We start from the raw sequence: 14,007 nt of genomic DNA on the forward strand, positions 1-14,007 counted from the left end.
CGTCACGAGCGAGGTCCGCGTCACGAGCGATGTCCGTGTCACGGACGGGCCGCGGGTGGTGGATCCTGGGGCTCCTTGCCGCCGAGCACCCGGCGCGCATGGTCGTGATCGCGGCCGAACGCCGCGGCATCGTGCTCGTACTCCGGGCGCCACGGCATCGCGACGCGCTCGGCCATCTCGCGGCGGGCCCGCACCTGGCGCTGTCGTCGCGCCTCCTGCACCAGCTCCCGCCGGGGCGGCGAGGGACGCAGGCCCGCCGCCGTCTGCAGGACGCGCAGGCCCTCGAAGCTGCGGTCGTCCCAGCCGATGTACGGCACCACCCAGCGTTCGACGTCGGCAGATCCGACGGGTTCGCCCGGATCCCCGTGGACGTCCGGGCTCTCGAGTCCGACAGGGTCGACCGCACCGGCATCAGGACCGGTACCCGCATCGGCATCGGACACATCGTCGACGCCCCCGGTTCCCGGCCGCGCGAAGCCGATGAGCGCGATCGCGTCGCGCTCGCCCTCCGCCACGGCCCAGACGACGCTCGAGAGCGGCCGTTCCTCGCGCGGCCGCAGGCCACGTCGGCGCACGAGCACCCCGCGCCGTTCGTCGAGCACCACCTGCGGTGTGGTCGCGACCAGGGGCACGAATGCCCACAGGGCCAGGAGGGCCCAGATCAGGAGGGCGGCGATGGGGAACACGACGAGGTCGTGTGCCAGGAGGTCGGTCAGCGCCGTCGGCCCGTGCTCGGCGAGCGTTCCCCACCGCCACTGCTGCAGCCCGGCGGCCCCGAGCGGGCACAGCAGGAGAGCCACGAGCGGCAGGCCGATGAGCGCCCCGGGTCGATAGCGCGCCAGGATCGACGGGCCGATGCGGACGGCCCCGGACCGGGTGCGACGGGGGGCGGGTCCCGGTTCCGGGGCGGCCGCCCGGGCATCCGCAGGATCCGCGTCGGTCTCCGGCGACGTCCCGGTCACGTGCCCACCGCCCAGGGGTCGAGCTCCCGCGTGCTGAGGATGCTGCGCTCGGCGCCGGTGACGGGATCCGTGAAACGCAGGGACCGGGCGAGCAGGCGCAGCGTTCCCCCGCACTCCTGCACGGGGCGCACCACGGGGTACAGGTCGTCGCCCAGGATCGGCATGCCCAGGTGGGCGAGATGGGCGCGCAGCTGGTGGGTGCGCCCGGTGCGCGGCCACAGCCGCACCTCCCGGGCCCCGGCCTCACGGGGCTCGCCGAGCTCGACGAGGGTGCGGGAGTTCGCGGTCCCGGGCACGACCCGGGTGCGGAGGTCCCCGGGGGTCCGCTCGAGCCGCACCGACACCTCCAGGCGCCGGCCCGCCACCGCCTCGGGCGCATCGGCCACGAGCGCGCGGTACTCCTTGTGCGCGGCGGCGCGGGCGAACACGCCCTGGTAGGCGCCGCGCTCGGCAGGGACGATGCCCAGGAGCAGCACGCCCGCCGTGCGGCGGTCGAGGCGGTGCAGGGGCGTCAGGTCCTCGATGCCTGTCAGGGCGCGCAGCCGTACGAGGGCGCTGGCCAGGACGTGCTGACCGCGCGGCATGGTCGCGAGGTCGTGGGGCTTGTCGACGGCCAGGAGGTGCTCGTCGTGCAGCAGGATCGGCAGCTCGACCTCGGGCACGGCCTCGTCCCGGCGCTCGCGGTGGAACCACAGCTCGTCGCCCGGGACCACCGGGTCCTCGCGCCCCCATGCCGAGCCGTCGGCCCGGAGGATCTCGCCCTGCGAGAAGCGCAGGGCCAAGGGCGTCGCCGCGGGATCCGCCAACGGCGGGAAGCGCGCCAGCAGCACGTCCTGGGCGCACGCGCCCGCGGTCCGGTGCAGGAGCTCGGCGTCGGCCAGCAGGCGCACCGGTGCCAGTCCCCCGACGCGGTCCAGGGGCGCGCGCTCCCGCAGGCGGGCGGTGCGGCGGGCCGTCCGTCCGATCACAGCCCCCAGATGACCAGGGTCAGCACCGTGTGCCCGATGTAGACGAGCGCGATGAGCAGGAGCAGCAGGCCCGGGTGGAGCTCGACGGGGTGCACGGCGCGGGGGACGCGGGCGCGCAGCTCGCGGGGGGTGATCTCGTCGATCTCCTCGACGGGCACGCCGGCCTCGTGGGCGCGGGCGAGCATGGCGCGCTGGGCGCGACCCCCGAACACCCTCCCGGTGACGGCCACGGAGCGGCCGCCGTCCGAGCGGACGACGTAGAGGCCGTCGTAGGTCTCTCCCCCGGGGTCGATGGCCTCTGCCTTGCCGCGGGCGACGTCGCGCACGGCGACGACGCGAGCGATCCGCTCCCAGGGGATGTGCACGTCACGGCGGAACAGGCCCCGGATCCCGACGCCGTGCTGATCGACCTGGAGCCAGGCCGTGATGACCCGCAGGGCCAGGGCGACGACGGTGCCGACGACCAGCACCCACAGCACGAGCGGGGTGGTGAAGACGAGCTCGCGGAACAGCGCGGCGCTGCGCCACAGCTTCTGGCCGATGAAGCTCGTGACGACGAGGGCCTCGAGGACCACGCCGAAGACGAGGACGGCCGCGAGGGTGGCGATGACCGCCGAGCGCACGGGGCCGAACACCAGGGAGGGCACGCGCGTGCCCTCGCTCCACCCGGTCGCCTCTGCGGTCACGGTCTGCCTCCTGTGCGTCGGCTTCATCCTAGGCGGGGGGCCGGACGTCCGAGGGACCGTCCACCGTGGCGCGGCACGCCGGGCGATCCGGCGTGCACGAGGACGGCACGACGCCCCGGTCGCACGGGGCGGCCGGGGCGTCGCGATCAGGCGGAGGGACGGGAGGTCAGTCCTCGTCCTCCTTCTTCTCGACCACGAGGGTCTCGGTCGTCAGGACCAGGGCCGCGATCGAGGACGCGTTGCGCAGGGCGCTGCGCGTCACCTTCACGGGGTCGATGATCCCGGCGGCGACCAGGTCGACGTACTCGCCGGTCGCGGCGTTCAGACCGTGACCGGTCTTCTCCTCACGGACCTTCTCGACGACGACGTAGCCCTCGTAGCCCGCGTTCTCGGCGATCCACCGCAGCGGCTCGGCGACGGCCTTGGCCACGGCGCGCACGCCCACGGCCTCGTCACCGGTCCGGCCGAGGTCGTCGGACAGGACGGAGGCCGCCTGGACGATGGCGCTTCCGCCACCGGCCACGATGCCCTCCTCGATGGCAGCGCGGGTCGCGGAGACCGCGTCCTCGATGCGCATCTTCTTCTCCTTGGCCTCGACCTCGGTGTGGGCGCCGACCTTGATGACGGACACGCCGCCGGACAGCTTGGCGAGGCGCTCCTGGAGCTTCTCGCGGTCCCAGTCCGAATCGGAGTTCGCGATCTCGGCTCGGATCTGCGCGACCCGGTCGGACACGTTCTCCTGGTCGCCGGCGCCGCCGACGATCGTGGTGGTGTCCTTGGTGATGACCACGCGGTGGGCCGTGCCCAGCACGTCCAGGCCCGCGGTCTTCAGCTCGAGGCCGAGATCGGGGGTGATGACCTGGGCGCCGGTGAGCACCGCGATGTCCTGGAGCATCGCCTTGCGGCGGTCGCCGAAGGCGGGCGCCTTGATGGCCGCACCCTGGAAGGTGCCGCGGATCTTGTTGACGACCAGCGTGGACAGGGCCTCGCCGTCGACGTCCTCGGCGATGATCAGCAGCGGCTTCTTGGTCTCGATGACCTTCTCGAGCAGCGGCAGGAGGTCCTGCACGGAGGAGACCTTGCCCTGGCTGAGCAGGATCGAGGCGTCCTCGAGGACGACCTCCTGGCGATCCGCGTCGGTCACGAAGTACGGGGAGATGAAGCCCTTGTCGAACTGCATGCCCTCGGTGAACTCGAGCGCCGTCTCTGCGGTCGAGGAGTCCTCGACCGTGATGACGCCGTCCTTGCCGACCTTGTCGAATGCCTCGGCGAGCAGCTCGCCGATCTCGCGGTCCTGGCTGGAGACGGCCGCGACGTCCGCGATCTGCTCCTTGGAGTCGATCGCGATGGCGATCTCGGCGAGCTTGTCGGACACGGCCTCGACCGCGGCCTCGATGCCCCGCTTGACGCCGGCGGGAGCGGCGCCCGAGGTGACGTTGCGACGTCCCTCGTGCACGAGCGCCTGGGCCAGGACGGTGGCGGTGGTGGTGCCGTCACCGGCGACGTCGTTCGTCTTGGTGGCGACCTCCTTGGCGAGCTGGGCGCCGAGGTTCTCGAAGGGGTCCTCGAGCTCGATCTCGCGGGCGATGGTGACGCCGTCGTTGGTGATCGTGGGGGCGCCCCACTTCTTGTCGAGCACGACGTTGCGGCCCTTGGGGCCCAGCGTCACCTTGACGGTGTTGGCGAGCTTGTCGACACCGCGCTCGAGGGCGCGACGGGCGTCCTCGTCGTAGATGATCTCTTTAGGCATAGGTGCTCAGACCCTCACTTCTCGACGATCGCGAGGATGTCGCGCGAGCCGAGGATCAGGTAGTCCTGGCCGGCGTAGGTCAGCTCGGTGCCGCCGTACTTGGAGTAGACGACCTTGTCGCCGACCTTGACGTCGACCGGGACGCGCTGGCCCTTGTCGTCGAAGCGGCCCTCGCCGACGGCGACGACGGTGCCCTCCTGGGGCTTCTCCTTGGCGGAGTCGGGGATGACCAGACCGGAGGCGGTGACCTCTTCGGCCTCGGTCGGCTGGACGACGACGCGATCCTCGAGGGGCTTGATGGAGACCGACATGCGGCTCACTCCTTCGTGTTGGGTGGACTCGCGCGATGCTGCGAGACCAGGGAGTTCTCGGATTGCGGGACCCGGATGTCTGGACCGTCGTCGCGGTGCCGGCCCGGACGGGACCCGCGCGGCGGGCACCTGGCACTCGGGCCGGGTGACTGCCAACACGGCTCACTCTAGGACCGTCCTGGCACTCGTGCAAGGTGAGTGCCAACCAGCGTCACGGGGGTGTTCGCCCAGGGCGCAGGGCACTCGCGGATGCGCCGCAGCCCCCCGGGTCCCCGGCCGCCGCGCGAGCGGCCTCCGGAGTTCGGGACGAGGGCCTCAGGAGCTCGGGTCGGGGGCGTCCGGAGCGCCGGATGGGCCGGATGGGCCGGATCAGCGTCCGGCGTCGGCGACGATCGCCTCCACCTGGGCGGCGCCGAAGGCGTAGACGGGGGTGGCCGGCTCCCCCAGCACGTCCCCCGCGTTGGGCCACACCGAGGTGGTCACGATCGGCGCTCCCCCGCCCTCGGGCAGCTCCAGCATGCTCGCGCCCGACAGAGGCAGCGCGCTCTCCTGGCCTCCCGCGGCCAGCGGGTCCACGACGTTGGTGGTGCCGGGGGCCACGTGCACGGGGATCCCGGCGATCTCGCCGGTCATCTCGTGGTGGTAGTGCCCCGACAGGACGGCCCGCACGTCCGATCCGTCGAGCACGTCGGCCAGCTCGTCGAGGCCGTCCAGGTCCAGGCCCCGCAGCAGGCGGGTCGCGGCCACGAGCGGCGGGTGGTGGATCGCGAGCACCGTGCCGCCGGGGGCCGGCCGGGCCAGCTGGGCGGCGAGCCAGGTCAGCTGCTCGGGATCGAGGTGCCCGTAGCCGGCTCCCGGGACGCTGGAGTCCAGCACGATCACCTGCAGCCCCGAGGCGAGCATGCGCGTGCGGTCCTGCGCGTCGCCGCCGTGGTCGCCGGGACCGACCAGCGCGCGGTACTCCGCGGAGACGTCGTGGTTGCCCATCGTCACGAGGAGGGGCGCGCCGAGCGCGGCCGCGAAGGGGTCCAGGAGCGCGTGCAGCCGGCGGTAGCTCTCCGCCGTGCCATCCTCCGAGGCGTCACCGGTGTGCAGGACGAGGTCCACGTCCTCGAGCCCGGCGAGGCGGTCGAGCACCGAGACCAGGGCGGCGTGGCTGTCGATGCGGCCGTAGTGGCGGGCGGCGGGATCGCCGTAGAGATGGGTGTCGGTGAGCTGGAGGATGCGCATCGGGCCACGGTAGGCCGCCCAGGTGGCGTCGGGGTGACCGTCCGGTGACGGGCAGGACGTGGGCACTGCGCGTCGACGGGCGGGCCGATGGGGGCACCGATGGCGGGGACGGGGTGACGCACCGCGGCGTCGACGGGCCGGGGCGGGGTGGCGCACCCTCCACGGCCGGACCACCGACGCCGGTGCGACCGGGCTCCGGGCGGTCCGCCTCAGAGGACCCGTTCAAGGAGCGCCGGGAGGTGTCCGTGCCCCCACAGCCCCAGCGCGAGGAACGCGACGGCGGCCACGAGCAGGCCTGCGGCCAGCAGCGGGCGGGTGTCCGCCGTCGAGATCCGGTCGAGCATGCGGGTGATGAGGTGCGCGAAGGCCGGGAACCGCTCCCAGGCGAGGGTCAGGGCGACGTACGGGCCCAGGACCATCACGAGGAACACCGCGTACAGCAGGGTCTGGATCGCGAAATCGTGGCTGGCTCCCGTGATGACACGGCCCGTGACGTACATGGTGGCCATGCCGCTGACGCCGATCATGGCGTTGGCCCCGCCCAGCAGCACCAGGCGCCACGGTCGCTGCTCGTGCTCGACCCCTGCCGGGGCACTGGGACGATGCTCGCGCCGCGGCCGGCGCAGCCGCAGCAGCGCCCGGATCCCGAAGGCGAGGAACACGAGACCCGCGAGGAGGTCGATCCCCGAGCTCACGAGCAGCTTCTCGGTGTCGCTGCGCAGCGCTGCGGTCAGCGTGCGGGGATCCACCACGCGGAACAGGAGCAGCAGCACCGTCGTGCCCAGCGCCACGCCCAGCAGCACCCAGCGCACCGCCGGGAACGCGCGCGGCGACGTGGTGAGCAGACGGATCACGATGGCGTAGAGCGTCGGGCTGGTCCCCATGACCAGGCCCAGTCCCAGCAGGGACGCGGAGGCGGCGAGGAGCGGCAGGAGCTGGGACATCACAGGACCCCCCGGGCGGGCAGGAGCGAGACGTCCAGGAGATCGCCGTCACGGACCTCGGTGGTCTCCTCGGGGATCACGGCGAGGGCGTCGGCACGGGCGAACGCGGCGAGAGAGGGGCCGACGGCCCTCAGGGACCCGGACGGGAGCACGCGCGTGGCCAGGGCGGTGCGCAGGCCCGCCGCCGAGACGATCGGGTCATCTGTGCGCAGCGGGAGTCGGAACCGGGTCGGACTCGGCCCGCGCAGCGTGGGCCGCAGGAGCGTCTCGCAGACGACGAGGGCGGCCACGGGATCGGCGGGCAGGTCGACCCGGGCGAGGTGCCGGGTCCCCGTCGAGAGGGTGCCGATCCCCTGGATCCCTCCGGGCTCCTGGGCGAGGCGCACCCGGATCAGCCCGGCATCGACCCCGAGGCCCCGCGTCCGTAAGGGGTCCTCCGCATGCCCGATGGTGACCAGGAGGTCGGCAGCCCCGAGCTCCTCGGACGTGCGGTCCCCCGGGTCGGCGAGCCTGTCCTCCCCGATCGTCGTGACGGCCGCTCCGGCGGCACGCAGCGATGCACCGCAGGCCGCGGCGGTCGCCGCATGAGCGCCCGACACCACGAGGACCTCGAAGGGCTCGTGGACGGCCACTTCCATGATGCCGAGCGCGACGAGCATCCCCATCACCGCCGGGGTGAGGACCGCCCCCTCATCGAGGACCCGCTCGCCCGCCGCAGTGGCCCCCGATGCGGCGCGTGGGGCCCGGCACGGACGTGCGAGCACGGCGCCGGACACCTCGGGGCCGAGCCGCCGGGTCGCGGTCCTGGCGTGCGCGGCCAGGAGGGCGGCGAGGTCCGCACCGTGCTCGGCCCACGGGATCGTGGGGACGGAGGACGAGGAGCGCATCGGGCAAGTATCGCGTGCTCCGCGCGGCCGTCGGACGCGCGGAAGGGCGCGACCCTGGTGGATCGCGCCCTTCCCGGAGTGCTCGGGACTCAGCCGTTCAGCTTGTCCGAGCCCTTGACGTAGCCGACGAGCGTCCAGTCGATGCTCTCGAACCCGGCTGCGCCGAAGTTCGCGAGATCCTTGTTCTGGATGTAGAAGTCGTAGGACTGCCAGAGCGGGATCGTGTTGGCCTCGGCCCAGATCAGCGCGTCGGCCTCGTTGGCGAGATCGAGACGCTTGTCGTGGTCGAACTCGGTGGCGACCTCGTCGAGCTTCGCATCGAGATCGGCACTGCCGTTCTGCGCGAAGTTCGAGACGCCCTTCTCCTTCCACACGTTGTCGCTGCCCGAGAGGTACGGCGTGCCGTTCCACCCGAAGAGCGTGATGTCGTACTCGCCGGCGGAGATGTACTTGGCGAACAGGTCCGTCGGCGGGACCTTCTGGACGTTCAGCTTCACGCCGATGGCCTCGAGGTTCTCCTGGACGACGGGCACGACGGCCTCGTTGGTCTTGGAGCCGTCGTTGTAGACGTAGGTGATCTCGAGCTGCTTGCCGTCCTTGGTCGCCTGATTGTTCTCGATCGTGTACCCGGCCGCCTCGAGGTGCTTCTTCGCGGCGTCGACGTCGAACTTCCCCAGATCCCCGGCGTTGTCCTTGTAGCCCTCCTGGTTGGTCACCAGGATGTGGTTGTTGAGCTGCTCGGTGTCCTTGGGGTAGGGCAGCGCCGAGGTCACGGACTCGAAGGTGTCCTTGCGGTTGATGCCCTGGAACAGCGCCTTGCGGACGTTGACGTCGTTCAGCACGCGGCCCTCGCCGCCGTTGAGGGTCAGGTGCGTCCAGTCCGGGCCCGCCGAGCGGCGCAGCTCCGAACCCTTGCCCACCAGGGCCTGGAGGACCGTGTAGGTGGCCGCGACCGTCGTGTTGATCGCGTCGAGCTGGCCGTTCTGGTACGAGGTCGCCGCAGCCGACGGGTCCTCGATCGTGGTCCACAGGACCTGCTTCAGGAAGGGCTTGTCGCCCCACCAGTTCTCGTCCGGCTCGACCAGCACGGTCTTGTTGGCGGCATCGATCTTGCCGATCTTGAACGGGCCGGCCGTGACCTTGGGGCCGTCGACCCACGAGGTGTTGAACGCCTCCGGGCTCGCGGCCAGGGCGTCGGGCATCACCGTCGCCAGTCCGATCCAGTCCGCGTACTTCTCCTTGAAGGTGATCTTCGCGGTGAGGTCGTTGTCCCCGGGCTCGACCTTCTCGACCTTGTCGTAGCCCTCGGAGGACGCCAGCTCGTAGGCCTCGTTCGAGCCGTTGAGCGTGTTGAAGGCGTTGGCGATGCTCTTGTAGTCGATGGCGGTGCCGTCGGACCACTTCAGGCCCTCGGCCAGCTCGATCTCGATGACCTGGGGATCCTCGGACACCAGCTCGAGACGCTTGGCGTAGGTCGGGTCGGCCGAGACGGCGGCCTTGGCGTCGGACTTGGTGAGCGACGGGAGAAGTGTCTCGAGGATCTCCTTGGTGTTGGCCTCGTTGCCGTCGACGTGCCACGGGTTCCAGTTGGCCGGGAAGGCGTTGTTGGTCAGGCGCAGCACGCCGCCCTCGCCGAGGTCGCCGCGCTTCTTGGCGTTGATGTCGTTCTCGTCGGAGGCGACCGCCGTGCCGCCGCCGTCGCTGCCGCCCGCGCCGGAGCCGCTGCCGGCCTGGCTGCAGCCTGCGAGGGCCACGACAGAGAGAGCCGAGGCCCCGAGGACTGTGCGTCGAGTGAATCGCATGGTGTTCTCCTTCATTCGCGTTCCGCCGAGGATTTCCCGACGCGCATGGTGGTTGTGGTGGGGAGGGGATGGCTCGAGGGGGCCCGGCGCCTAGACACCGGCGGCCTCCTCGTCGAACGCCGCCCTGTCGAAGACGACCCGTTCCTTGGTCCTCTCGATCCGGGGATCGGGGACGGGGGCCGCCGACAGGAGGGATTTCGTGTACGGATGCCGCGGGTTCTCGAAGACCTCCGCGGTGCTTCCGACCTCGACGATCCTCCCGCGGTACATGACCGCGATCCGATCGGAGATGTTGGCCACGACCGAGAGGTCGTGGGAGACGAAGAGATAGCTGACCCCGAGCCGACGCTTGAGATCCCCGAGCAGGGTCAGGATGCCGGCCTGGATCGTCACGTCCAGGGCGCTCGTGGGCTCGTCCAGGATCACGAGCTTGGGCTCGCATGCGAGGGCGCGGGCGACGCCCACCCGCTGGCGCTGGCCGCCGGAGAACTCCGTCGGGAAGCGCATGGCGTGCTCCGGCTGAAGTCCCACGGTGTCCAGGAGCCAGCTGACCCGGTCGTCCATCCGCTTGGTGTCGTAGCCCTGGACGCGCATGGGCTCGCGGAGGATGTCGCCGATCGGCATCCGGGGATCCAGCGATGCCATCGGGTCCTGGAAGACGATCGAGACGTCCGAGCGCAGACGCGAACGCTCCGCACGCGTCAGGGCGGACGTGTCCGTCCCGTTGATGCGGATCGTGCCCTCCTCGGGAGCCCGCAGGTTCATGATCTCCATGAGGGTCGTGGTCTTGCCGCAGCCGGACTCGCCGACGAGGGCGAAGCACTCGCCCTCGTGCACGTCGAACGAGATCCCGTCGACGGCCTTCTGCACGCCGACCTTCCTGCGCACGAGAGCGCCCTTGGTGATGGGGTACGTCTTGCGCAGATCGGCGACCTCGAGCACCGTCGGCCGCGCGGAGAGGTCGCGCGTGCCCAGGTCCACCGCACGGGCGGCGCGACGTGCATGGGCCACGGACTCGGGATCCGCGAGATCGACGGGTCCGATCTCGTCCCGTCGGCTGACGGTGTCGATGCGCGGCACGGCCGCGAGGAGACGCTGGGTGTACGGCTGCTGGGGTTCGTAGAAGATGTGCTCGACGTCGCCGGTCTCGACCTCCCGCGCGTTCTGCATGACCAGCACGCGGTCGGCGAAGCCCGCCACGACGCCGAGGTCGTGCGTGATGAGGATCGTGGCCGCGTCGACCATCTGCTGCGCCGTCTTGAGGAGGTCCATCACCTGGGCCTGCACCGTCACGTCCAGCGCGGTGGTGGGCTCGTCGGCGATGATCAGATCCGGTTCGTTCGCGATCGCGATCGCGATCACGGTCCGCTGGCGCATGCCGCCCGAGAACTCGTGCGGGTACTGCCGGGAGCGGCGCGCCGGCTCCGGGATCCCCACGGCGTCCAGCAGCTCGATCGCTCGCAGACGCGCGGCGTTCTCGGAGATCGTCGGGTGGTGGATCTTGATGACCTCGGCGATCTGCCGGCCGATCGTGAACACGGGGGTCAGGGCCGAGAGCGGGTCCTGGAAGACCATCGAGATCTTCTCGCCCCGCAGGCGGGAGAGCTCGTGGTCGCTCATGGCCAGCATGTCGTTGCCCTCGAACGAGATGCTCCCGGAGATCGATGCCGAGGCCTGGAGCAGGCCCATCACGGCCAGGGAGCTCACGGACTTGCCGGAGCCGGATTCGCCGACGATGGCGAGCGCCTCGCCCGTGCGGACCTCGTAGGACAGGTTCTGCACGGCATGGACGGGGCCGGCCTCCGAGGGGAAGGTGACGCTGAGGTCGCGGACCGAGAGCAGGGGTGTCGACATCGTTGAACCTCAGATGCGGCCGGAGCCGCTGGTCGGATCGAGGGCGTCGCGCAGTGCTTCACCCATGAGATTGATGGAGATGACCAGCAGCGCCAGCACGGTCGCCGCGGGGATCCAGGTGTGGGGGAACGCGATGTTGTAGCTCTGGAGCACGGTTCCCAGGGACACCTGCGGGTACTGGATGCCGAGCCCGATGAAGGAGAGCCCGGTCTCCCCCAGGATGGCCGCACCGATGCCCAGGGTCGTGTCGATGATGATCCAGCTGGCGACGTTCGGGATCACGTGGCGGAAGATCGTCACGATCGGCGGCACGCCCATGAACCGCGCCGCCTGCACGTACTCGGTGTGCACCAGCTGCTGGGTCATCGAGCGGAGCACACGAGCGGTCAGCATCCAGCCGAAGAACGCCAGCAGGGGGATGATCCACAGCCAGCTCGCCCGCTGCAGAGCGGGGCTGAACAGCATGAGGAGCAGCAGGCTCGGGATCACCAGGAACAGGTTGATGAGGTTGACGAGCGCGGTGTCCGCGAACGCGCCGAGCCGGCCGGAGGATCCCACGTAGCCCGCGACCGTTCCCACGGCGATCGCGATGGCCGAGGTCAGCACCGCTGTTCCCACGCCGATGACCAGCGAGATGCGCAGGCCCTGCATCGTCCGCGCGAAGACGTCGAGGCCCTGCTCGTCGACGCCGAACCAGTGGTAGACCGACGGGCCCGCGAGGGTGTTGGCGAGATCCCGCTCGAACGGGCCGTACTGGTAGAACATCGGCGCGAAGATCGCCAGGAGCACGAGGACCGCCACGATCACCATGCCGACGATCGCACCCACGTTGCGGAGGAACCTCCGGCGCAGGAGCTGGGTCCGGCTGAGCGGCCTGCCCACCGCGCCTTGGCCGACGGCGACGGCATCGCCCTTGGCCTCGACGACGACGAGATCGGCTGCCGAGCTCGTGTCGTCGACCTTCCGGGCCGCATCGCCCGCGTTGAAACCACCTGGGTTCGTCATCACGTCACCGGATCCTGGGGTCGAGGATGCCCTGGAGGATGTCGGCGAAGGTCGCCGACAGCAGGGTGAGGATCGCGGAGTACAGCACGACCGCGGCCGTGCCGTTGACATCCGCCTGTTGGATCGCCGTGACGCTGAAGCGCCCGATGCCCTGCCAGTTGAACATGAGCTCGACGAACAGGGAGCCGGTGAACGCCGCGCCGACCGCGAAGGCGAGGTACTGCCCCATCGGGATCAGGGCCATGCGTAGGCCGTGGCGCCACATGGACTGCGAGCGCGTCAGTCCCTTCGCACGCGCCGTCCGCAGGTAGTCGCTGCCCAGGACGTCCAAGGTGGTGACCTTCATGTAGCGGCTGTACGACGCGGCTCCGAAGAGACCGAGCACGATCGTGGGCATCACGAGCGCCTGGACCTGGTACGAGAACGACGCCCAGGACCCCTCGGCGAGCAGGGGGTTGACCGGGTTCAGCGCCGGCAGCCCGAACCCGGTGCTGTTCTTGACGAGCTGGTTGAGCTGCTGGACGAGCAGGATGACGACGACGGTCGGCAGCGAGAGGAGGAGGAACGAGAAGATCGTCGCGATCCGGTCCCCCACGGAATGACGTCGGACGGCCGAGACCAGACCCAGGACGATCCCGAGGACCACACCGATCACGGTGCCCAGGACGATGAGCCGCAGGCTGATCGGGATGCGGTTCTTGAACTCGTCCAGCACCGGGTTCATGACCTTGTTGGTGCCCGTCGTGACCCCGAGGTCACCGTGGAGCACCCCGCCGAGCCACGTCGCGTAGCGGGTGAACAGCGGCGTGTCGGGGTTGATGTTGCGGGCGTCGAGGTACGCCTGGATCGTCGACGGCGGCAGGGGCCTGGACGCGATCGGGGGGTACATCACCGACTCCGGGTGCATCAGCGACGCCGCCAGGAGGTACGCGAAACTCGTGGCGACGAACGTCAGCACCACGTAGTTCAGGGTCCGCAGGATGATGAATCTAAGCACGGCCACCCGCTCGCATCACCGGATCGTTCTCCTTCTCCGCGGGATCGCGGATCGTTTCACAGGGCACGTCCAGGGACCGTTCCGATCCGTCCGACAGCGGGCCCTCGTCCCGCCGCCGGGTTCGCCTGCGGCAGGACAGTCCGAACACAGTAAGCGGATCAGGGGTGTGACGGGGCACAGTACGAACTCCTGAGCCGAGATAACATCAAATCGTGATCTTCGTTCATCTGGCCCTGCTCGCCGGAGGGTGCGCCGCGGGCGTGATCGCCTCCGACCTGCTGGGTCATCGCAATCGTGGCCCCTGGCCGGTGGCCGTCGCGACGATCCTGCTGGTGCTCCTCGGGGGACTCCTCTACAGCGGGGAGGTCCTCGCCGTCGCGCTGGGCCTCGGGCTGGCGTCGGCCGGGGTGACCACGGTCGGCTGGGCGCGGAAGCTGAGTGCGAACCGTCGCCGGACGCAGGAGGCACGCAGCGCACAGGCGTCAGCGCGTGCCCGGCAGCTGGAGCTGCCCGGCCGCGACTGACGCGTCACCGCCACCGCTCTGCGGCCGCCCCCGGCGATACCCTGGAACCACCCCACGGACGCCCCACGGACCAGGAGGCCCAGCACC

At 70.8% G+C, this 14,007-nt stretch carries 13 protein-coding genes; 1 reads left to right on the forward strand and 12 read right to left on the reverse strand.

Annotated elements, in window-relative coordinates:
• Positions 1-38: 38 nt before the first annotated feature.
• The 12 genes from ACT3TZ_RS08210 to ACT3TZ_RS08265 all read right to left on the reverse strand — a co-directional run bounded on the left by ACT3TZ_RS08210 (position 39) and on the right by ACT3TZ_RS08265 (position 13,396).
• The gene (locus ACT3TZ_RS08210; RefSeq protein WP_444582916.1) at positions 39-962 is read right to left on the reverse strand and encodes a hypothetical protein; all 924 of its coding nucleotides are present in this window, start codon (positions 960-962) and stop codon (positions 39-41) included.
• Positions 959-1,930 (reverse strand): pseudouridine synthase, encoded by a 972-nt coding sequence (locus tag ACT3TZ_RS08215; protein ID WP_444582917.1) that lies wholly within the window; start codon positions 1,928-1,930, stop codon positions 959-961. Before ACT3TZ_RS08215 ends, ACT3TZ_RS08210 begins: the two co-directional genes overlap by 4 nt.
• Entirely contained in the window at positions 1,927-2,616 is a 690-nt protein-coding gene (locus ACT3TZ_RS08220) for a hypothetical protein (protein ID WP_444582918.1), read from the reverse strand. The genes ACT3TZ_RS08215 and ACT3TZ_RS08220 overlap by 4 nt, the downstream gene beginning before the upstream one ends.
• Positions 2,617-2,782: 166 nt before the next feature.
• Entirely contained in the window at positions 2,783-4,366 is a 1,584-nt protein-coding gene (gene groL / locus ACT3TZ_RS08225; protein WP_444582919.1) for a chaperonin GroEL, read from the reverse strand.
• Between the two features lie 14 nt (positions 4,367-4,380).
• Positions 4,381-4,677 carry a co-chaperone GroES gene (gene groES / locus ACT3TZ_RS08230; protein WP_444582920.1) on the reverse strand — a complete coding sequence of 99 codons (297 nt, stop codon included), beginning with the start codon at positions 4,675-4,677 and terminating at the stop codon, positions 4,381-4,383.
• A gap of 369 nt (positions 4,678-5,046) precedes the next feature.
• On the reverse strand, positions 5,047-5,907 hold the full coding sequence (locus ACT3TZ_RS08235; RefSeq protein WP_444582921.1) for a metallophosphoesterase family protein: 861 nt from the start codon (positions 5,905-5,907) through the stop codon (positions 5,047-5,049).
• A gap of 209 nt (positions 5,908-6,116) precedes the next feature.
• The gene (locus ACT3TZ_RS08240) at positions 6,117-6,851 is read right to left on the reverse strand and encodes a GAP family protein (RefSeq protein ID WP_444582922.1); all 735 of its coding nucleotides are present in this window, start codon (positions 6,849-6,851) and stop codon (positions 6,117-6,119) included.
• Positions 6,851-7,738 (reverse strand): hypothetical protein, encoded by an 888-nt coding sequence (locus ACT3TZ_RS08245; protein ID WP_444582923.1) that lies wholly within the window; start codon positions 7,736-7,738, stop codon positions 6,851-6,853. Before ACT3TZ_RS08245 ends, ACT3TZ_RS08240 begins: the two co-directional genes overlap by 1 nt.
• 89 nt (positions 7,739-7,827) lie before the next feature.
• Positions 7,828-9,540 carry an ABC transporter family substrate-binding protein gene (locus ACT3TZ_RS08250; RefSeq protein ID WP_444582924.1) on the reverse strand — a complete coding sequence of 571 codons (1,713 nt, stop codon included), beginning with the start codon at positions 9,538-9,540 and terminating at the stop codon, positions 7,828-7,830.
• A 90-nt stretch (positions 9,541-9,630) separates the two neighbouring features.
• Positions 9,631-11,394, reverse strand: coding sequence for an ABC transporter ATP-binding protein (locus tag ACT3TZ_RS08255; RefSeq protein ID WP_444582925.1), 1,764 nt, complete (start codon positions 11,392-11,394; stop codon positions 9,631-9,633).
• A 9-nt stretch (positions 11,395-11,403) separates the two neighbouring features.
• Entirely contained in the window at positions 11,404-12,399 is a 996-nt protein-coding gene (locus tag ACT3TZ_RS08260; RefSeq protein ID WP_444583025.1) for an ABC transporter permease, read from the reverse strand.
• Positions 12,400-12,403: 4 nt separating this feature from the next.
• On the reverse strand, positions 12,404-13,396 hold the full coding sequence (locus tag ACT3TZ_RS08265) for an ABC transporter permease (RefSeq protein ID WP_444582926.1): 993 nt from the start codon (positions 13,394-13,396) through the stop codon (positions 12,404-12,406).
• Between the two features lie 212 nt (positions 13,397-13,608).
• Here ACT3TZ_RS08265 and ACT3TZ_RS08270 point away from each other — a divergent pair, with 212 nt between their 5' ends.
• Positions 13,609-13,920 (forward strand): hypothetical protein, encoded by a 312-nt coding sequence (locus ACT3TZ_RS08270; RefSeq protein WP_444582927.1) that lies wholly within the window; start codon positions 13,609-13,611, stop codon positions 13,918-13,920.
• The last annotated feature ends 87 nt before the right edge of the window (positions 13,921-14,007 follow it).

The sequence above is a fragment of the Brachybacterium sp. AOP25-B2-12 genome (assembly GCF_052378625.1).
Taxonomy (GTDB): Bacteria; Actinomycetota; Actinomycetes; order Actinomycetales; family Dermabacteraceae; genus Brachybacterium.